Annotated in this window: 18 protein-coding genes; 4 read left to right on the forward strand and 14 right to left on the reverse strand. The window is 71.4% G+C overall.

Annotation, left to right across the window (positions count from 1 at the left end; all coding sequences use genetic code 11):
* Positions 1–78: 78 nt before the first annotated feature.
* The 9 genes from O3S82_RS09485 to thrS form a co-directional block, all read right to left on the reverse strand.
* Positions 79–1,149 carry a signal peptidase I gene (locus O3S82_RS09485; protein WP_269302396.1) on the reverse strand — a complete coding sequence of 357 codons (1,071 nt, stop codon included), beginning with the start codon at positions 1,147–1,149 and terminating at the stop codon, positions 79–81.
* A gap of 28 nt (positions 1,150–1,177) precedes the next feature.
* Entirely contained in the window at positions 1,178–1,807 is a 630-nt protein-coding gene (locus O3S82_RS09490; protein WP_179424238.1) for a SipW-dependent-type signal peptide-containing protein, read from the reverse strand.
* Positions 1,804–2,532 carry an LPXTG cell wall anchor domain-containing protein gene (locus tag O3S82_RS09495; protein WP_269302399.1) on the reverse strand — a complete coding sequence of 243 codons (729 nt, stop codon included), beginning with the start codon at positions 2,530–2,532 and terminating at the stop codon, positions 1,804–1,806. The genes O3S82_RS09490 and O3S82_RS09495 overlap by 4 nt, the downstream gene beginning before the upstream one ends.
* The gene (locus O3S82_RS09500; protein ID WP_269302401.1) at positions 2,529–3,107 is read right to left on the reverse strand and encodes a signal peptidase I; all 579 of its coding nucleotides are present in this window, start codon (positions 3,105–3,107) and stop codon (positions 2,529–2,531) included. Before O3S82_RS09500 ends, O3S82_RS09495 begins: the two co-directional genes overlap by 4 nt.
* 50 nt (positions 3,108–3,157) lie before the next feature.
* Positions 3,158–3,676, reverse strand: coding sequence for an alternate-type signal peptide domain-containing protein (locus tag O3S82_RS09505; RefSeq protein WP_179424235.1), 519 nt, complete (start codon positions 3,674–3,676; stop codon positions 3,158–3,160).
* A gap of 275 nt (positions 3,677–3,951) precedes the next feature.
* Positions 3,952–4,863, reverse strand: a complete 912-nt coding sequence (gene pdxS / locus O3S82_RS09510; RefSeq protein ID WP_179424234.1) for a pyridoxal 5'-phosphate synthase lyase subunit PdxS — start codon at positions 4,861–4,863, stop codon at positions 3,952–3,954.
* A gap of 62 nt (positions 4,864–4,925) precedes the next feature.
* Entirely contained in the window at positions 4,926–5,531 is a 606-nt protein-coding gene (gene pgsA, locus O3S82_RS09515; RefSeq protein ID WP_269302404.1) for a phosphatidylinositol phosphate synthase, read from the reverse strand.
* A complete protein-coding gene (locus O3S82_RS09520) occupies positions 5,531–6,061 on the reverse strand; it encodes an HIT family protein (protein ID WP_269302405.1) in 531 nt (176 codons plus the stop codon). Before O3S82_RS09520 ends, pgsA begins: the two co-directional genes overlap by 1 nt.
* Positions 6,061–8,031, reverse strand: coding sequence for a threonine--tRNA ligase (thrS, locus tag O3S82_RS09525; RefSeq protein WP_269302436.1), 1,971 nt, complete (start codon positions 8,029–8,031; stop codon positions 6,061–6,063). The genes O3S82_RS09520 and thrS overlap by 1 nt, the downstream gene beginning before the upstream one ends.
* 146 nt (positions 8,032–8,177) lie before the next feature.
* Here thrS and O3S82_RS09530 point away from each other — a divergent pair, with 146 nt between their 5' ends.
* The gene (locus O3S82_RS09530) at positions 8,178–8,936 is read left to right on the forward strand and encodes a hypothetical protein (protein WP_269302438.1); all 759 of its coding nucleotides are present in this window, start codon (positions 8,178–8,180) and stop codon (positions 8,934–8,936) included.
* Positions 8,937–8,955: 19 nt separating this feature from the next.
* On the opposite strand, the gene O3S82_RS09535 is transcribed toward O3S82_RS09530, so the two are convergent.
* The 4 genes from O3S82_RS09535 to O3S82_RS09550 are packed head-to-tail and all read right to left on the reverse strand — an operon-like array spanning position 8,956 to position 14,970.
* Entirely contained in the window at positions 8,956–10,263 is a 1,308-nt protein-coding gene (locus O3S82_RS09535) for a PucR family transcriptional regulator (protein ID WP_269302440.1), read from the reverse strand.
* Positions 10,260–11,693 carry a phytoene desaturase family protein gene (locus O3S82_RS09540; RefSeq protein ID WP_269302442.1) on the reverse strand — a complete coding sequence of 478 codons (1,434 nt, stop codon included), beginning with the start codon at positions 11,691–11,693 and terminating at the stop codon, positions 10,260–10,262. Before O3S82_RS09540 ends, O3S82_RS09535 begins: the two co-directional genes overlap by 4 nt.
* Positions 11,690–13,483 carry a DUF3556 domain-containing protein gene (locus O3S82_RS09545; RefSeq protein ID WP_269302444.1) on the reverse strand — a complete coding sequence of 598 codons (1,794 nt, stop codon included), beginning with the start codon at positions 13,481–13,483 and terminating at the stop codon, positions 11,690–11,692. The genes O3S82_RS09540 and O3S82_RS09545 overlap by 4 nt, the downstream gene beginning before the upstream one ends.
* A gap of 23 nt (positions 13,484–13,506) precedes the next feature.
* Complete coding sequence (locus tag O3S82_RS09550; RefSeq protein ID WP_269302446.1) at positions 13,507–14,970, reverse strand: class I adenylate-forming enzyme family protein; 1,464 nt, start codon at positions 14,968–14,970, stop codon at positions 13,507–13,509.
* A 252-nt stretch (positions 14,971–15,222) separates the two neighbouring features.
* Here O3S82_RS09550 and O3S82_RS09555 point away from each other — a divergent pair, with 252 nt between their 5' ends.
* The 3 genes from O3S82_RS09555 to O3S82_RS09565 are packed head-to-tail and all read left to right on the forward strand — an operon-like array spanning position 15,223 to position 18,214.
* Positions 15,223–15,999 (forward strand): MBL fold metallo-hydrolase, encoded by a 777-nt coding sequence (locus tag O3S82_RS09555; RefSeq protein WP_269302447.1) that lies wholly within the window; start codon positions 15,223–15,225, stop codon positions 15,997–15,999.
* Positions 15,996–18,041: an alkaline phosphatase family protein gene (locus O3S82_RS09560; protein ID WP_269302449.1), complete on the forward strand. Its 2,046-nt coding sequence runs from the start codon at positions 15,996–15,998 to the stop codon at positions 18,039–18,041. Before O3S82_RS09555 ends, O3S82_RS09560 begins: the two co-directional genes overlap by 4 nt.
* Entirely contained in the window at positions 18,038–18,214 is a 177-nt protein-coding gene (locus O3S82_RS09565) for a hypothetical protein (protein WP_269302451.1), read from the forward strand. The genes O3S82_RS09560 and O3S82_RS09565 overlap by 4 nt, the downstream gene beginning before the upstream one ends.
* Positions 18,215–18,216: 2 nt before the next feature.
* On the opposite strand, the gene O3S82_RS09570 is transcribed toward O3S82_RS09565, so the two are convergent.
* On the reverse strand, positions 18,217–19,221 hold the full coding sequence (locus tag O3S82_RS09570) for an asparaginase (protein WP_179424222.1): 1,005 nt from the start codon (positions 19,219–19,221) through the stop codon (positions 18,217–18,219).
* Positions 19,222–19,269 lie beyond the last annotated feature (48 nt).

The following is a 19,269-nucleotide window of genomic DNA, read 5'->3' on the forward strand; positions in this document are numbered from 1 at the left end:
CTCGGCCCGGCTCAGGCGCCGACCGATGTGACGAGAGTAACTCGTGTGACGGATGGGGCCATCGGGGGTGGGGAGAGCTCAGGCCGTCCCGCAGTACGTGCGGTAGCTGAACTCGAAGAGCCCGCGCGTCTCGTAGAGCTTGAGCGTGACGTCGGAGGACGTCCACGTCGTCGACGACTTGAGCCGGCTGCTGACGCGCGCCGTGTACTGGACGGCACCGGCGTCGAAGAGGCCCCACGGGGTGAAGTTGCGCGCCACGTTGACGGTCTGGGCAGCGCCCACGGTCCCCGCTCCGGTGATCGTCCCGCCCCGGTTCGCGACGGTCGCACCGGTCTGGTCGTTCACGATCGTGACGACGTAGTCGTAGCGGGCGTCCTGGTGCGGGAACGTGAGATTGACCGACGCGCCACTGCCGCCGACATTGGTGCACGTGAAGGTGGCCGGCGCCTGCACGCTCGCGGCACCGAGGGCGCCGGAGACCATCATCGGGCTGTCGCCGAAGGCGGCCATGGTGGGCTGGAGCCCGAGTCCCGAGGCCACGAGCAGCGCGCCCGCACCGGCCCCCACGCCGACGACGCGCCGCACGCGGTGGCCCACGCCGTGATCGGGGACGAGCCCCCGATCGTCGGGTGCGGCGTCGTCGCTGTCGTCCTCGGCCGACGCGTCCGGACCGCCACCGCCGTCACGACGGAACGCGATCACCAGGATCGCGGCCACGAGCAGTCCGATGACGAACATGCCGAACGGCGAGTTCACGGCGTTGATCACGTAGCCGGCCTTCGGCACGGAGAAGCTCACGCGCTCGACCTCGTCGACGTTGTACGCCTGCTCGTCCGGCGAGGCGTTGGCGTCGCCCTGGAGCTGCAGCACCGCTCCCCCGTCGTCCTGAGGATCGATCCCGGTGACGCGGTGCGTGATGCGCACGCCGCGGTCGTCGATCACGCTGACGACGTCGCCCTCGGCGAGCTCGTCGGCCGGCACCGTGGTGGCGAAGGCCAGGTCGCCGGCCTCGATCGCCGGCGACATCGAGCCCGACGTGAACACCAGTGGCGTGAGCCCGAAGGCGAGCATGGCGGCGGTCCAGGCCAGGCACAGCGTGCCCAGGCCGGCGCCGATCCACAGGATCGTCTCGCGGAGCGTGCGGTTCATGTCAGGTCACTCGTTCGTCGGGTCGGGGTCACTGCAGCTGGCTGGCGGTGAGGGAGAACGTCGCGGTGCCCGTCGTTCCCTGCGCACTGTTGCCGGTGGTGGACGGCATCGCCACGCGGAAGCACAGGTTCTTGCTGAACGTCGTGCCGCCGAGGTTCACGGGCGTGGCCGTGGGGATCAGCGGCTTGGCGGTGCCGTCGAGCGTGACGTTCGTGGACAGCTGCGTTCCTGAGCAGGTGTTGGAGCGGACACCGTTCGCGTTGGTGGTCTGGGTCCCGGCGGTGCCCTCGTAGACCGACCACTGGACGTGGGGCGACAGGGTGCCCGCCGCCGTGCCGGTCGCGGTGAGCGCGAAGCCCGCGGTGTTGGCCTTGCGCTGCACCGGCACAGTGAACGCGAAGCTCTCCCCCGGGATCATCGCGGTGGCCGACATGGCCGTGTTCGTGACCGAGCCGCCCTGGCCGTCGAGCCGGCCGTCGAGGATCAGCAGGTCGAGCGATCCGGCCTGGATGGTGCCCGTGGTCAGCTGGGCCTCGTCGGTCCAGTACGCCAGCGTGCTGACGCTGGTCAGGCCCAGCACCATGCCGAGGCTCAGGATCGCTCGCGTGCGGGTCGACCGCAGGGTGCGGACGAGGCGCGAGGTCGTGGACTGCGTCATGAAACGTCACTCTCTTCTCGGTTCCGGCGGGCGCCCAGGGCGAGCCACAGGCCGGTGATGGAGGCGCCGATGCCCGCGGGCAGGAGCCACGAGGGCAGCTCGGCGCCGGTGCTCGGCAGCGAGCCGTCGCGCGCGGGCGCGGTCTCGGCTCGATCGTCGGGAGCGACCGCGCTGGTCGGCGAGGCCGCGGTGGGCCTCGCGGTCGGCTCCGTGGTCGGCCCGGTGGTCGGCTCGGTCCCGGTGACCTGGGTCAGCCGGGTCCGGACGTCGAACGCGAAGTGCTGGGCCTGGTCGGCGTTGGACGCCGTCTCGGACAGCGCGGCGCGGACCTGGACCCGTGCCGTCGTGCCCGCCGCCAGAGGACGCGGCGAGGTCCAGGCGGTGGAGAGGGGCTGCCACGCCTCGCCATCGGTCCGGATCTGCACGTCGAGGTCGCCGGACGCGTGAAGGGCGCCGTCCCGGGGCAGGATCACCAGCTCGATCTCCGCGGCGTCGGAGGATTGGTTGCGGGCCCAGAACTCTCCGGTCTGGGCGTCACCGGGCACCCAGCGGGTGTCGTCGGCGAAGACCGGCTCGGTCAGCGTCGAGGTCCACGGACCGACCCCGTCGGCGCTCAGGCCGAGGCGGGCCGCGGGCGCCGAGGCCGCAGAGGACCCCAGGGGCACCATCACGGCCAGCATGACGGCTGCCCCGAGTGCACCCGCTGCGGTGCGCACGGACTTCATCGCGTGGTCACCGCCTCGGCGTCGGAGTCGCTCCGGCGGCGGTCGCGGATCGCGCCGGCGAACATCCACGCGGCGTAGAGGCCCAGGCCACCCGCGACGACGTACACGGCCGAGTCGCGCTGGTCGTGCCCGATCGCCGTGCTGAGGAATCCCAGCTTCGGCACGGCGTACCAGAGGGTTCCCTTGAGCTGGACCGGCTGGACCGGCTCGGCGTCGACACCGTCGTTGGCGTCGCCCTGCGTCGTGAACTCGGGCTGGCCGTCCGCCCCGTAGGCGACCGAGACGACCCGGTGGGTCACGACGTCGCTGCGGCCCGACTCGAGCTGGTAGGTGACGACCGTGCCCACGCCGATCTCCTCGGCGGGCGTCGGCCGGACCACCACGAGCGTGCCGGGCGGGTAGGACGGCTCCATGGAGCTGGTGAGGATCGTGTAGGGCGTCGCGCCCCCGATCCGCGGGACGAGCACGCCGACGGCGATCGCCGAGGTGGCCACGAGGATGACGCCCAAGGCCAGGGCCTGGACGGCCCACCCCAGCACCGTGCGGTGCGTGCGGGTGGTCGTGGTGGTCGTCATCCTCGTGGGCCTTCCTCGTTCGATGGTCGGTCGGTTCGCTCAGTCCCGGGTCACTGCACCTGCGTGAGGGCGACCTTCACGTCGGACAGGTCGAGCGTCAGCGTCTGCGTCGTGTTGTCAGCAGAGGTGCCGAACGGGAAGTCGACGTTCAGGGTGGCGGCGAGGGTCTCGCCGTCGTCGGCGCTCGTGATCTGGTTGCCCGCAGGAGCCGTGCCGCCGACGAGGTAGGTGTCGGTGAGGGTGACCGCGGAGGCCAGCGAGCCCGAGGCGTTGAAGCCGGTCACGTCGACGACGGCCTTGAGGTTGTCACCGGTCGCGGTGATGTCCCAGCCGGCGGTGTACTCGAGCTCGTCGCCGGGAACGACGCGCACGGAGGACAGGCTGGTGACGGGGCTGCCGTTGAGCGTCCAGGCGCCGGGCGTCGGGTCGGTCAGCTTCAGCTCGCCGGCCGTGATGGAGCCACCGGCGATGTCGCCCTCGGCGTTCCAGTACGCCAGCGAGCCCGCTCCGCCGAGCATGAGGACGGCGGCGGCTCCGGCGGCGATGGCGCCCTTGGTGGACTTGTTCATCTTCTTCTCCTACGTCATGAGGCTGATCGACCATCGATCACATCCGTAACTGGTGCATCTGTTGCACCTGCTACCACCATGTAACGACGAAATACCGGCACTCTGATGCCGTTTAGCGAAGAAATAACGAAAATGAGTCACATGTCACGAACGATTCATGACTAGAGTCATGGTTCTTTGTGACCATGACATCGTCCTTTGTGACCAAGGACCCCCCTACGAACGAACGCCCCCGGTCGAAACCGGGGGCGTTCGCTCGTCAGCTGTGGTAAGGGTCACCAGCCGCGGGTCTCCAGGCGGTGCGGCTCGGGGATCTCGTCGACGTTGATGCCGACCATGGCCTCGCCCAGGCCTCGCGAGACCTTGGCGATCACGTCGGGGTCGTCGTAGAACGTCGTGGCCTTGACGATGGCCTCGGCGCGCTGCGCGGGGTTGCCCGACTTGAAGATGCCCGAGCCGACGAACACGCCCTCGGCGCCCAGCTGCATCATCATGGCCGCGTCGGCCGGGGTGGCGATGCCGCCCGCGGTGAACAGCACGACCGGCAGCTTGCCCGCCTCGGCCACCTCGGCGACGAGCTCGTAGGGGGCCTGGAGCTCCTTGGCCGCCACGAACAGCTCGTCCTTCGGCAGGCTCTGCAGACGCGCGATCTCGGCGCGGATCTTGCGCATGTGTCCCGTGGCGTTGGAGACGTCGCCCGTTCCGGCCTCGCCCTTGGAGCGGATCATGGCCGCGCCCTCGGTGATCCGGCGCAGCGCCTCGCCCAGGTTGGTGGCACCGCACACGAACGGGACCGTGAAGGCCCACTTGTCGATGTGGTTGGCGTAGTCGGCCGGGGTCAGCACCTCGGACTCGTCGATGTAGTCCACGCCCAGGCTCTGCAGCACCTGCGCCTCGGCGAAGTGACCGATGCGGGCCTTGGCCATGACGGGGATCGAGACGGCCTCGATGATGCCGTCGATGAGGTCGGGGTCGCTCATGCGGGCGACGCCGCCCTGGGAGCGGATGTCCGCGGGCACGCGCTCGAGCGCCATGACGGCGACGGCGCCGGCGTCCTCGGCGATCTTGGCCTGCTCGGCGTCGACGACGTCCATGATGACGCCGCCCTTCAGCATCTCGGCCATGCCGCGCTTGACCCGGGCGCTGCCGGTCGTGGACTGGTCGTTGCTGGGGATCTCGGTACTCACGGGTCAAGTCTACGAGGCCCGCTGATCGCTCCCGTCCCGGCCGGTCGTCGACGAGACGAGGGTCAGGCGGCGTCGGCCTGGCGCCTGACCATCACCATGCGCTGGGCCACGGTGACCAGGCTCGCGGCGGCCAGCGCCCACAGCGTGACGTGCTGCAGGATCGGCAGGTCGAACAGGCCCGACAGGCCCGTCATCACCAGGATCGAGACCAGGCGGTCGGACCGCTCGGCGATGCCGCCCTTGGCCTCCATGCCGAGCGACTCGGCGCGGGCCCGGATGTACGACGTCAGCGCGCCCAGGACGAGGCAGGCCAGCGCGAGGCACAGGTAGACCTTCGAGTCGCCCTCCCACGCGTACCAGAGCGCGATGCCGCCGAAGACCGCCGCATCGCCGACGCGATCGAGCGTGGAGTCCAGGAACGCCCCGTACTTCGAGGAGCGGCCGAGCTTGCGGGCCATCGTGCCGTCGATGATGTCGCTGAACACGAAGGCGGTGATGAACAGCGTGCCCCAGAAGAAGATCCCCTGCGGGAAGAAGAACAGCGCTCCGAAGGACACGCCGATCGTGCCGACCCAGGTGACCATGTTCGGAGTGACGCCGATCCTGATCAGGCCGTCGGCGACCGGCGAGAACAGCCGGTTCCAGAAGGCGCGGAAGCGTTCGAGCATCAGGTCACCTGCTCACTGGTCGACTGCGGCCAGGCGGCGCGCAGGAGCTCGGCGGACTCGGCGATCGTCTGGGGCAGCGTCTTGGTGCGCCCGACGACGGTCATGAAGTTGGCGTCGCCACCCCACCGCGGCACGACGTGCTGGTGCAGGTGCTGCGAGATCGAGCCGCCGGCGGACGCCCCGAGGTTGAGGCCGACGTTGTAGCCGTGCGGCGAGCTGACCTCGCCGATCGCGCGGATCGCCTGCTGCGTCAGCAGCGTCAGCTCGGTGGACTCCTCGAGCGTGAGCTCGGTGAGGCCGGACTCGTGCCGGTTCGGCAGCACCATGAGGTGGCCCGGGTTGTACGGGTACAGGTTCATCGCCACGAAGCAGTGCTCGCCGCGCACGACGATGAGGTCGGTCTGGCGCTCCCCCGCGACCATCGCGCAGAACGGGCAGCCGTCGTCGTGGCCGGCGTCGGTGCCGGCCTCGCGGACGTAGGCCATCCGGTAGGGCGCCCACAGCCGCTCGAGGCCGTCCGGATCCGGCATCAGACCTGGACCCGGTCGCGCACCGCGGCCACGATCTTGGCGACCGCGTCGTCGAGCGAGACGCCGTTCTCCTGGTCTCCGTTGCGGAAGCGGAAGGAGACGGCGTTCGCCTCGACGTCCTTGTCGCCCACCAGCACCATGAACGGCACCTTCTGCGTCTGGGCGTTGCGGATCTTCTTCTGCATGCGCTCGTCGGAGTCGTCGACCTCGAAGCGGATCCCCTCGGCGCGCAGCCGCACCGCGAGCCGCTCGAGGTACTCCACGTGGCGCTCGGCCACGGGGATGCCCACCGCCTGGACCGGGGCGAGCCACGGAGGGAAGGCGCCCGCGTAGTGCTCGACCAGCACGCCCATGAACCGCTCGATCGAGCCGAACTTGGCCGAGTGGATCATGACTGGCTGCTGGCGCGAGCCGTCGGCGGCGACGTACTCGAGGTTGAAGCGGTCGGCCGACGGCTGGTTGAAGTCGTACTGCACCGTGCCCATCTGCCACGTGCGGCCGATCGCGTCGCGCGCCTGGACCGAGATCTTCGGGCCGTAGTAGGCCGCGCCGCCCGGATCGGGCACGAGCTCGAGGCCGGTCGCGGTGGCAACCTCCTCCAGCACCTTCGTCGCGGTCTCCCAGTCCTCGTCGGAGCCGATGAACTTGTCCTTCGAGGCGTCGCGGGTGGACAGCTCGAGGTAGTAGTCGTCCATGCCGAAGTCGTCGAGCAGGCTCAGCATGAAGTTGAGCAGGTGCGCCACCTCGGCGGGCGCCTGCTCGGGCGTGACGTAGGAGTGCGAGTCGTCCTGGGCGAAGCCGCGCACGCGGGTGAGGCCGTGGATGACGCCCGACTTCTCGTTGCGGTACACGTGGCCGAACTCGAACAGCCGCAGCGGCAGCTCGCGGTACGAGCGCTGGCGCGACCGGTAGATGAGATTGTGCATCGGGCAGTTCATCGCCTTGAGGCGGTAGTCGCCGCCGTCGACCTCGAGCGCCGGGAACATGCCCTCGCCGTAGTACGGCAGGTGGCCCGAGGTGTGGAACAGGCCCTCCTTGGCGATGTGAGGGGTGCCGACGTACTCGAAGCCCTCCTCGATGTGCCGGCGGCGGACGTAGTCCTCCATCTCACGCTTGATCACGCCACCGCGCGGGTGGAACACCGGCAGGCCCGAGCCGATCTCGTCGGGGAAGCTGTAGAGATCGAGCTCGGTCCCCAGGCGACGGTGGTCGCGGCGTTGCGCCTCCTCGATGCGGTGCAGGTGCGCCTCGAGGTCCTCCTTGGTGGGCCACGCGGTGCCGTAGATGCGCTGCAGCTGCTTGTTCTTCTCGTCACCGCGCCAGTAGGCGGCCGCCGAGCGCATGAGCGTGAAGGCCGGGATGCGCTTCGTGGTGGGCAGGTGCGGGCCGCGGCAGAGGTCCTTCCACGCCAGCGAGCCGTCGCGCTTGAGGTTGTCGTAGATGCTCAGGCCGCCCTCGCCGACCTCGACGCTGGCACCTTCTGCGGCATCGCTCGCGGAGGACTTGAGGCCGATGAGCTCGAGCTTGTACGGCTCGTCGGCCAGCTCGGCGCGGGCGTCGTCGTCGCTGATCTCGCGGCGGCTGAACTTCTGGCCCTCCTTGACGATCTTCCTCATCCGCGACTCGATCTTCTGGAGATCCTCGGGAGTGAAGGGCGTCTCGACGTCGAAGTCGTAGTAGAAGCCGTCGGCGATCGGCGGGCCGATGCCGAGCTTCGCGTCGGGGAAGAGCTCCTGCACGGCCTGCGCCATGACGTGGGCCGTGGAGTGGCGCAGCACGTCGAGGCCGTCGGGCGAGTCGATCACGACGGGCTCGACGACGTCGCCGTCGGCCAGTTCGCGCGCGAGGTCGACCAGCGCGTCGCCCACCCGGGCGGCGATGACCTCGGGGTCGTCGGAGAACAGCTGCCACACCCGCGTCCCGGGATCGACCTGCTGCTGGGCTCCGTTGACGGTGACGGACAGGCTCATGAGATCCCCTCGGTGACTGGGCGGCCCCTACGGCTGGGCAGCGCTCTTGGCCTCACCCTACCGACGTCGTCGTTCTGCCCCGGCGACCGTCCCCGCTCGCGTACGCTGGGTGGACTTTGTCCCCGTTCTCGGAAAGGCGTCATCGCATGCGCCGCACCCTCCTCGGCCTCGTCGCCGCCGTCGCCGTCGCCGCGAGCACCACGCTCGTCGCCGCACCGGCCCAGGCCGCCGCCAAGCCGGTCACCATCAAGACGATCTCGAACAAGTCCATCGACTGGTTCGGGACCGCGCTGGTGAAGCCGTCCTTCACGAAGGCCAAGAAGGTCAAGGTCCTCAAGAAGGCCATGACGATCCACCAGGGCGGGAAGGTGCTGCGCAAGAACCGCACCGCCGTGAAGCTCAAGCCCGGCACCTACCGCGTGACCACGAAGGTCACCTACAAGTACAAGGGCAAGAAGCGCGCCACCGTGAAGAAGCAGCGCCTCGTCGTCAAGCAGGGCCGCTGCGCCACCGTGCAGAACCTGCGCAGCCTCAAGGTCGACCCGGCCTTCTCCCCCGACGTGATCGGCGACAGCATCGCCAACACCGCCCGCAAGCTGCACTCGCGCGGCTCGGGCGAGTCGTACACGCCCGACAAGCTGATCGCGCAGCTCGAGGCGCTCAAGGTGCTGCTCGGTGACGAGATGCCCGAGATCGTCGTCCTGATCGACGAGGCCATCGCGGAGGTGAAGGCTCTGCAGGCCAAGGGCGTGACGGTCCTCGAGGACCGCACCTACCAGGGCTGCGGCAAGCAGGACATCGACGTGTACGCCACGTTCGCCAACGGCGAGCTGATCATGGCCGAGGACGACTCGGACCTCATGATGATGAGCGGCGCCCGCGCCGCGCTCGCCGCCGCGCGCTGAGCCGCGTCCCGGCCGGGGCTCAGCCCTGGCCGGGCCGGCGGTGGCCGTCCGGCTCCACGAGCAGCTCGTCGCCGAGCAGCCGGCAGGCCAGCAGCGCGAGCTCGAGGTCGACCCGACGGTCGCCCAGGCGGTCGTCGAGGTCGGCCGTGATCCGCTCGATGCGGTACTTCACCGTGTTCCGGTGTACCTGCAGCGCCTCGGCCGTCGCCTGGAAGTTCCGGTCGTGGTCGAGCCACGCACCGAGCGTGGCCCGTGCCCGGGCCGCCGCGGGCGAGACCTCGCCGAGCGGCCCCAGCACGTCGCGCACCCAGCGCTGCAGGCCTCCGGGCTGCTGCAGCAGCAGGGAGATCAGGGCGATGCCCCGGTCGCCGAACCCCACCACCTGGCCGATGCGGTCTCCGGCCGTGAGCGCCAGCTCGAACGTGTCGCGCGCCTGCGCGTGCGTGCGCCGGAAGCCGTCGATGCCCGGCTCGGGCAGGCCGACGGCGGCACCGAGATCCGGGAACTTCGCCAGCACCTCGGCCACCACGCGGTCGATCGGCTCGGCGTGACGCCCCCGGCCCATCCACAGCCAGCCGGTGGTGCGGTCGATGGCGGAGAACAACGGCGGCGTGCCGGTGCCGATCCGCGCGTCGAGCTCGCGGCTGATCCGCTCCATCGTGAGCAGCGCGTCGGTGATGCCGCCGGGATCGCGCGACCACAGCACGAGGCCGACGTGGTGCTGGTCCATCCGGTAGCCGGTCTCGGACTCGAAGTCGTGCACCGACGTGTCCACGCCGCGCAGCAGGCCCTGCAGCATCGCCGAGGCGACGTTGCCCGAGGTGGTCGCCCAGCGGCCCCGCTCGTCCTCGTAGCGATCCAGCAGGTGCAGGCAGATCCAGTCGATGTACTGGTAGACCGCGTCGGCGATGACGCGGACCGCCCGCAGGGTGTCGGCGCGGTCGGCGTCGACCTGCTCGAACTCCTGCAGCACCACGGTCATGAGGTACTCCTGGCCCAGCTGGTAGGCCCGCACGAGGGAGTACGACGGGACGCCGCGCTGCGCGAGCCGCAGCGCGTACTCGACGGCCGCGGTGGGCGCCTGGATCCGCTCCACCGGGATCGCGTTGATGAGCAGGTGGACGATCGTGTTGATGTTGCTGTCGACGCTGGCGTCCAGCAGGTCGATGAGCGGCTGGTCGAGGTCGAGGTCGCTGATCGACCGGATGTTGTCGGTGAGCACGCGGGTCAGGTAGGGCTGCTGCTCGGCGAGCCGCTGTCCCATCGTCGCCACGAGCCGTCGGACCTCGGCGGCGTCGGGTCCCGCCCCGGTCAGCGGCTGCGTCATGGCCCGATGGTCCCGGCGATGCCCGCGCGGCGCAAGGCCCTGCGGGCGGCGAGATGGCCGCACATCCCGTGGGCGCCCGCGCCCGGAGGGGTGGCCGCCGAGCACAGCCACGTGCCGGGGACGCCGGTGGCGTACGGGTCGAGCGCGACCCGCGGACGGAAGATCAGCTGCCGCGGCGTGTTCGCGCCGGTCACGATGTCGCCTCCCACGTAGTTCGCGTTGTCGCGCGTGATCTGCTCGGTGGAGCGCACCGACATGCCGACGACGCGCTCGCGCACGCCCGGCGCGAACCGCTCGATCTGGGCCAGGATCGCCTCGGTGGCGTCGCCGTCGTACCCGGACGGGACGTGCGCGTAGGCGTCGATCGGGTGCACGTCCCCCGCGCGGCGGCCCGGGTCGGCCTGCGACTGCTGGCCCAGCAGGACGAAGGGCCGTTCGGGCATCCGGCCGCGCCAGACCTCGCGCTCAGCCGTGGCGATCTGCGCCATCGAGCCGCCCAGGTGGACCGTGCCCGCGGCACGCGTGGGCTCGTGGGTCCACGGGATCCCGCCCTCGACCGCGAGCGCGACCTGGAACGCGCCGGGTCCGTAGCGGTAGCGGCGGTAGGCCCGGGCCACGCGCGGCGGCAGGGCGTCCCCGAGGATGTCGGCGGCGGCTCCCGGCGTGGTGTCGAGCATGACGATGTCGGCGTGCGCGAGCTGGTCGCGGCCGGTCACGCGGACGCCCGTGGTGACCTTCCCGCCGTGCTCCGCCAGCAGCTGCTCCATGGCGCGCGAGATCGCCGCGGTGCCGCCCTCGGCGACGGGCCACCCGTAGCGGTGGGCCGCCGCGCCGAGGGCGACGCCGATCGCGGACGACAGCGGCGAGCCCAGCGGCCGGAACGCGTGGGCCGCGACGCCGGCGAACAGCGCCGCCGACTCCGGCGACCGCAGCATCCGGCCGAGCCACGTGGCCGGTAGCAGGCTGGCCACGCCGAAGCCGGCCAGGGCGATCGGGTGCCGCGGCACGTGGACCATCGGCTGGAGGAACTCGGTGGCGATCTTGTCGAACCGGTCGGACAGCGGGCCGAACAGCCTCCGGTAGGCCGCGCCGGACTCCCCCAGCGCCTGCGCCGTGCGGTCGACGTCGCGCCACACCGCAGCACCGGAGCCGCCGTCGAGCGGGTGCGCGTACTGCACCTCGGGCCACCGCCAGGCCAGGCCCTCCGCCGCCAGGTCGAACGCTCGACTGAAGGCCGTGTCGACCGCGAGCGGGTGGAACCCCGAGCACTCGTCGTGCAGCACCCCGTCGACCGTGTAGTGGCCGCTGCGGGTGCCGCCGCCGATCTCGTCGGCGGCCTCGAGCACCTCGACCTCGACGCCGGCGGCGGCGAGGGTGAGGGCGGCAGCGAGCCCGTTCGGACCGCTGCCGACCACCACCGCCGTCGTCACGTCGTCACCTTCTCCTCACCGGACAGCTCCCCCGCCGGACGGTAGCCGGGCGCCTGCCACGTGACCGTGTGCTGGACGCCGTTCGGGATCCAGGGCTGCTCGGACACAGCATCGCGCACGTCGTACCACCCGCGCTCGACGACACCCAGGGCCGCGTCGATCACCTTGTACTGCACCTTCGTGGTGTGGATCGGCTGCGACTCGGTGAACGTGGTGACCCACTCGCCGGGCTCGAAGCCGCAGCGCTGCTGCACCGCCGCGATCGTGCGCTCGTCGAACAGGTGGCCGTCGCCGAACTGCCAGCCCAACAGCACCGTGCAGACGACCTCGCCCTCACGGAGCCGGTAGTTCTCGAGGGCGTCAACGTGTCGCTGCATGAGTGCGAGCTGCACCCGGCCGTGGCTGTGCATGCTGCGGAACGCGACGCACTTCTGCAGGAAGACCTCGGCCACGTCGTAGCCGTACAGGGCGGCGAGCTGCTCGCGCTGGATCCTCATGCCCTTCACCAGACCCGCGTCGAGCTTGTCCTCGGCGCCGTTCATCCGGAACGCCATCGTGCCCGACGCCCAGTTGCCGGCGTACTGGCGCATGGAGATGAGGAACGAGACCCACTCGGGCTTGAGGTTGCCCAGGATCGGGCCGGTCAGGAAGCCGACCAGCACGGCCGCGAGCAGCCACGGGCTGGAGAAGTCGCCGATGCCGTAGCCGTCGCCGGCCATGAACCCGCCGAACAGGAACGGCGTCACGAAGATGAAGAAGATGTTCCACTCCAGCGGCACCGCGAGCGGGTAGGTGGAGTAGATGAACAGGTGGAACGCCATCATGCCGGCGATCGCGAGCCACGTGATCGTCGCGTTCGTCGAGAACAGCAGCACGAGCGGCAGCACGAGCTCCACGACGGTGCCGCCGATGTGCGCCCACCCGAACGCCATCCTCGTGGGCATGAGGTCCTCGTTCTCGACGTCGCGGTAGAGCGAGCGCTTGAACCGCTTCGAGGTCAGCCACGGGGTGTTGCTCATCATCGCCTGGACGACGAACGTCAGGTGGTGGCCGAACTTGGAGACGCCGGCGCCGAGCCAGATCGTGACCATCGCGATCTTGGCGACCAGCACCATGTCGACGTGCGAGGACAGCGTGGCGAAGGCCAGGAGGCACAGCGCGTACTGCTCGGGACGCGAGGCCAGGAAGACGACCTTGTCGCGGAACGCCATGACCACGAGACCCACGAAGTAGGCGACGAGCGGCCAGGACGCGATCATGCCGACCTCGGAGTAGGCCGCGTCGGTCTGCTGCCCGGGCAGGACCAGGGCGACGACGAGCATCGCCACGAGGGCCAGGTAGAGCGCGACGTCGAAGAGGCTCCGGGCCGCGCCGCCCGTGCCGGGGACCGTGTCCCCGTAGGGCGGGCAGCGCAGGGTGCCGACCTTCGTCCAGTACTTCCAGCCGCCGGTGAACGGCCCGAACTTGAACGAGAGCGGTCCCCACGAGGCCGCGTGCCCCGTGATCTCCCACAGCACGATCCAGACCATCAGCTTCTGGTAGACGATCAGCTCGCCCCACCAGTCGCCGAGGGACAGCAGGCCCAGCCCGGGCGTGGTGAGCCCGACGACGAGCCAGCCGCCGACGATGAAGGCGATCGTCTTGACCAGGTAGATCGCGTGCATCTGCTTGGGCCCGCCGAAGCCGTAGTCGGCCCAGTGCACCGCGAGCAGCCTCATCCGGTCCATCACCGGCATCTGCTCGAACCGCTCCGGATCGACCGGTGGCATGTCCGCTGTCGTGAATCCCATGAACCTCGACCTTTCTCGATGTGTCAGGCGCTGCGCACGAGTCGGCGCAGGGTGGGCTTGTCGATCTTTCCGACCGGGTTCTTCGGCAGTGCCTCGACGACGTCGACGGCAGCCGGGACCTTCACCCGGGTGAGCTCGCGCCGGCAGTGCGCGAGGACGTCGTCCTCGGTCAGCACCGCGCCGGGGTAGGCGACGACGAACGCGACGGGAACCTCGCCCAGGACGTCGTCGTGGCGGCCGACGACCGCCACCTCGAGGACGCCCTCGATGCGCGCGATCGCGTTCTCGATCTCCTTGGGATACAGGTTCTCGCCGCCGCGGATGATCATGTCCTTGATCCGGTCGACGAGCTGGAGGTAGCCGTCCTCGTCGAGCCGGCCCACGTCGCCGGTGTGCAGCCAGCCGTCGACGACCGTCTCGGCGGTGGCCTCGGGCTTGTTCAGGTAGCCCTGCATGACGGTGGGGCCGGCGATGAGGACCTCGCCGGTCTCGCCCGGGGGCAGGTGCTCGCCGTCCGGTCCGGCGATGGCGATGCGCTGGCCCGGGAGCGCCGGGCCGACGGTGCCGAGCTTGCGCACGGCGTCGGGGCCGACCGGGTTGCAGGCCGAGGCGCACGTGCCCTCGGTCAGGCCGTAGCCCTCGACCATCACGAAGCCGAACCGACGCTCGCAGGCCGCCAGCAGCTCCTGCGACACCGGCGCCGCGCCGCACACGACGAACCGCAGCGACGACGTGTCGGGACGGACCTCCTCGGGCAACGCCGCGAGCAGCGCGTAGATCGTCGGCACGGCCGAGAAGTAGGTGGGGCGCAGCCGCTCGACCTCGCCGAAGAACGTCTGGGGGCTGAAGCGCCCGATGATCGTCAGCCGGCCGCCGACCCGCAGCGGCGCGAGCAGGGAGACCATGACCGCGTTGACGTGGAACAGCGGCAGGATCAGCATGCAGTGGTCGTCCGCGGTCAGCTCCATGTGCCGCGCCATGGTCGCCGACATCGCGTCGACGTTCGCGTGGCTCAGCATGACGCCCTTCGGCCGGCCGGTGGAGCCGCTCGTGTAGACCAGCAGCGCCAGGTCGTCGGGCGAGACATCGACCGGGGCGGCGCCCGTGGGGGTGGCCGTGGCGAGGGAAGCCACGGTGAGGGGTCGGGCGCCGCCGGTCGGTGCGTCGTCGCTCTCGACGACGATCAGGGTCGCTCCGGAGTCGGCGACCTGGTGCGTGGCCTCGACCTCGGTGAACGCGGGGTTGACCGGCGTGGCCGTCCCGCCGAGCCGCCACGCGGCGAACAGGCAGACCACCAGCTCGACGCGGTTCGGCAGCATCACGGCCAGGACGTCGCCGCGTCCGAACCCCTCGGCGGCCAGACGTCCCGCCACGGCGGACGCCCGGGCGTCGAGCTCGGCGAACGTCAGGGCCGTCCGCTCGTCGGCGACGGCCGGTGCGTCGCCGTGCTGCTGGGCGAGTGCGTCGCTGAGATACGGCAGGGTCATCGCGTCGTTCCTCCGGTCCGGATGTGTGATGTGGGCCACAGTTCCGGACCGTAGGCCAGTCGCGCATGCCGCAAACAGGCGCGTTTCGGCAGAACTTCGGGGCGCGGATTGTGCACGGCGGACAAACCAGGGTGCGCCACCCCAGCCTCTTGTCACTCGTGCACAAGTTGGCGGCCCGGCTTGTCACTTCGGTCCATCGCGCCGTCGCGACCCGCCGGCGGTCCACACTGACGTCATGGAGGACCGGACGCCATGACGGCGGTGACCTGGTGGGGGCACTCGTTCGCCACGGTCGAGCTGCCCGGAGCGACCGTCGTGACCGACCCGCTCATGGTGCGCCGCCTGTTCCACGTGCGGCGCGCCTCGCCCCCGCCGCCGTCGGCGGCGACCCGCGCCGACCTCGTCCTGGTCTCCCACCTGCACCACGACCACCTGCACGTGCCGACGCTGCGGCGGTTCGACGACACCGTCCCGATCGTCGTCCCGCGCGGGGCGGTGCCCGCCGTGCGACCGCTCGAGCGGCTCGTCACGATCGAGGTGTCCCCCGGCGACCGTCTCCAGGTCGCGGGCGTCGACATCGAGGTCCTCCCCGCCCGCCACGACGGCCGGCGCGACAAGCGACCCGGTGCGGCCGAGGCGCCATCGGTCGGCTACCGGTTCGGTCGCGACGGCACGACGTGCTGGTACCCCGGCGACACCGGGGTGATGGACTTCCGCGCCGTCCGCCCCGTGGACCTCGCGCTCGTGCCGATCGGCGGCTGGGGCCCGTCCCTCGGCCACGGCCACCTCGACCCCGTGCAGGCCGTCGAGGCCGTGCGGCAGGTCGGCGCGCGCTGGATCGTGCCGGTCCACCACGGCACCTACTGGCCCGTGGTGCTGCGGTCCTCGGGGCCGACACACGAGGAGTGGTTCACCCGGCCGGCCGGCCGCTTCCTCGAGGCCGCCGCCGCGGCCGGCCTGGCCGACCACGTGGTGGCGCCGCCGATGGGCGTCCGGACGCCCCTGCCGCGTGGGACGATGCCGATGTGAGCCAGATCGCACCCGTCGGCTGGGCCGAGGAGCGCGTCGTCGCCGTCCGGCGCTCTCGGTGGGTGCCGCGCGTCGCCGACGTGATGCAGGCGCTGTGGACGGTCCTCGTCACCACCGCCGCGGTCACCCTCGGCCTGTGGTCCGTCGGCGAGACCGTCGACGACAAGGTGCAGCTGATCGTCTTCGTGATCGTCGCGATGTTCCTCGTCGACGTCATCCTCGCCGGTCCGCTGCGGCTGCTGGCCTCGCGCGGCAGCGTGCTGCTGGCGATGGCGCTCGGCCTCGGCGCGCAGGTGGTCGTGCTGGGTACGGCGATCAGCCTCGGCGCCCGGGCCGACCTCGACGTCGGCGAGACGCTCGTCATCCTGCTCGTCGCGTCGGCGGTCATGGCCGTCGGACGCTGGTTCTCCGGCGCGACCGACAGCGGCTACGTCGTCGGCGCCGCGACGGCGCGCACCGCGCGTGCCCTCGGGCGGGCGCGGTCCGACCCCGGCGGCCGCGGCGTGCTGGTCGTCCAGCTCGACGGACTGGCCCTGCCCGTGCTGCGCCGCGCGATCGCCGGCGGGCAGGCGCCCAACATCGCCCGCTGGATCGGCTCGAGCCACGCGCTGACGGGCTGGTGGGCCACGATCCCCTGCACCACGCCGGCCAGCATGGCGGGCTTCCTGCACGGCAGCCCCGACGTGCCCGCGTTCCGCTGGTGGGACCGGCGCTCGGGTCGTCTGCTCGCTGCGGGCAACCCGGCCGATTCGCGCTTGGTCGAGTCGCGGTTCCCGCCCGACTCGGGCCTGCTGCGAGACGGGAGCGCCATCAGCACGACCTACACGGGCGGCTCGTCGCGCGCGTACCTGACGATCAGCAAGGCCACCCGCGTCCGCGACCTGGGGTCCGGCTCCACGTACCTCGCGTTCTTCATCCGGCCCTTCCTGCTGCCCGGGGCGATCGTCATGACCGTCGGCGAGGTGCTCAAGGAGCTGTACCAGGGGTACCGCCAGCGCGCTCGCGACGTGCAGCCGCGCATCCCCCGCAAGGGCGGCTACGTCGTGCTGCGCGGTGTGACGAACGTGCTGCTGCGCAAGCTCAACCTGTCGCTCGTCGCCGAGGAGATGGCGCACGGCTCGCCGCTGATCTTCGTGGACTTCGTGGACTACGACGAGATCGCCCACCACGCCGGTCCCGAGCGCCCCGAGTCGATGCGCGCGATCGAGGGCCTCGACGGGGTCCTCGGTGCGCTCGAGGGCGTGGCGCGCACGGTGGCGACGCGGTACGACCTCGTCCTGGTCTCGGACCACGGCCAGAGCCTGGGCGCCCCGTTCTCCGACCTCGCCGGCGTCTCGTTCCCCGAGCACGTGGCGGCGCTGATGCGCACCGACCAGTCCGACGCGTCGCTGCTCACCACCACCGAGGGTGGCGAGGAGCGTGGTCCCGTCAACGCCCTGGTCTCCAGCGTCGTCGGCGAGGGCCAGCGACGCCCCGAGAAGGTCGTGGCCGACTCCGAGGATCCCGAGGTCGTCGTCACCGGCGGTGGCAACCTCGGCATGGTGTGGTTCCCCCGCCTGGCGGAGCGGCCCGCGCTGTCGCAGGTCGACGGCACGTGGCCGAACCTCGTGCCGGGCCTGTTGGCCAGTCCGGGCGTCGGACTCGTCATGGGCACCGACGACACGGGCGAGCCGATCGTGTTCGGGCCCGCAGGCGCACGCGCGCTCGGCGCGGACGGCACGGTGACGGGCGAGGACCCGCTGCGGGCCTACCCCTCGCGTACCGCGGCCGACCTCGCCCGGCTGCACGGCCTGCAGGACTGCGGCGACCTCGTCGTGATCTCCACGGTGGACGAGCTCGGCGGCATCCACGCGTTCGAGGGGCAGGTCGGCTCGCACGGCGGCATCGGCGGTCCGCAGAACCACGCGGTGCTCGTGCACCCGCGCGGCTGGAAGGTCGACCCCGACCTGACCGAGCCCGTGCCCGAGCTCGGCGACTCCCCCGTGCTGGTGGGCGCGTGGAGCGTGCACCGCCAGCTCCGGACGTGGGCGGGACTCCCGTGAGCGACGCGATCGCGCGGCTCGAGCGCTGGGTCGCCCACGGCGGCACGTGCCAGCTCGTCGAGCTCGGCGCCGAGGCCGACGTCGTCCTGTGCCGTTGCGACGGAGGCGAGGAGGTCGAGCGCTTCCGGACCAGCGACCCCGTCGTCGTCGACTGGGTGCGCGAACAGCCCTGAGGTCAGAACGCGGCGCGGATCGCGCCGACGGGGCGCCCGGCGCCCAGCACGTCACGCTCGCGCAGCGACGCGACGGCCTCGTGGTCCACGCCGTCCCCGTCGAACGCGCCCAGCGCGTCGAGGGCCGTGACGAGGACGGGAGCCAGGGGACGCTCGCCGCCGTCGAGCACCTTGAACGCCACGGCGCGGCCGTCGGGCAGACCCGCGGCGAAGATCCCGTCAGCGCCGTCCTTGGCGACCAGCCCGGGGACCGCGCGCATGAGCGTGGTGGTGGGCCGCTGACCGCCGGCGACCATGTCGGGATGGGCCGCCATGGCGCGCGCGACGCGAGCCTCGGCGGACTCCGGATCGCTCGTCGGAGCGGCCGCCACGCGGGCGAATCCCCGCGCGAGGCCCGTGACCGTCGTGGCGAACAGCGGCGCTCCGCAGCCGTCGACCGTCTCGGTCGTGACGGGCACGCCCGTGAGCTCGCCGACGGTCTCGCGGATCGCCCGCTGGAGCGGGTGGTCGGGCTGCAGGTAGGTCTCGGTGTCCCAGCCCGCGGTGACGCAGGTCAGCAGCATCGCCGCGTGCTTGCCCGAGCAGTTCTGGCTGATCCGCTCGGGACCCTGCCCGGCGGCGAGCCAGTCGCGCATCGCGGTGGATCCCCACGGCAGGTCGGGCGTGTTGCGCAGGGCCCCCTCGTCGAGGCCCGCGCAGGCCAGGATCGCGAGCGCGCCGGCGACGTGGTCGGGCTCGCCGTTGTGGCTGGCGGCGGCGAGCGCCATCAGCCGATCGGGCAGGTCGAGCCCGTGACGCACCATCGCGACCGCCTGGAACGGCTTGACGCTGGACCGCGGCCACATCGTCACGCCCGGGTCGCCGAGCTCCAGCACCGGCTCGCCGTCGGCGCCGAGCGCCACGAGATGGCCCAGGTGCACCGACTCGACGAGCTCGCCGCGCACCACGTGCGCGAGCGGGGCGGCGGTGAGGGTCGAGACGTCGTTCGGGGAGTCGGCGCGGGTCACTCTCGGAGGATAGTCACGCCACCGGCGACCCGCTTTGGGACACTGGTC

This window comes from Aeromicrobium sp. HA (assembly GCF_027171405.1).
Lineage (GTDB): Bacteria > Actinomycetota > Actinomycetes > Propionibacteriales > Nocardioidaceae > Aeromicrobium > Aeromicrobium tamlense.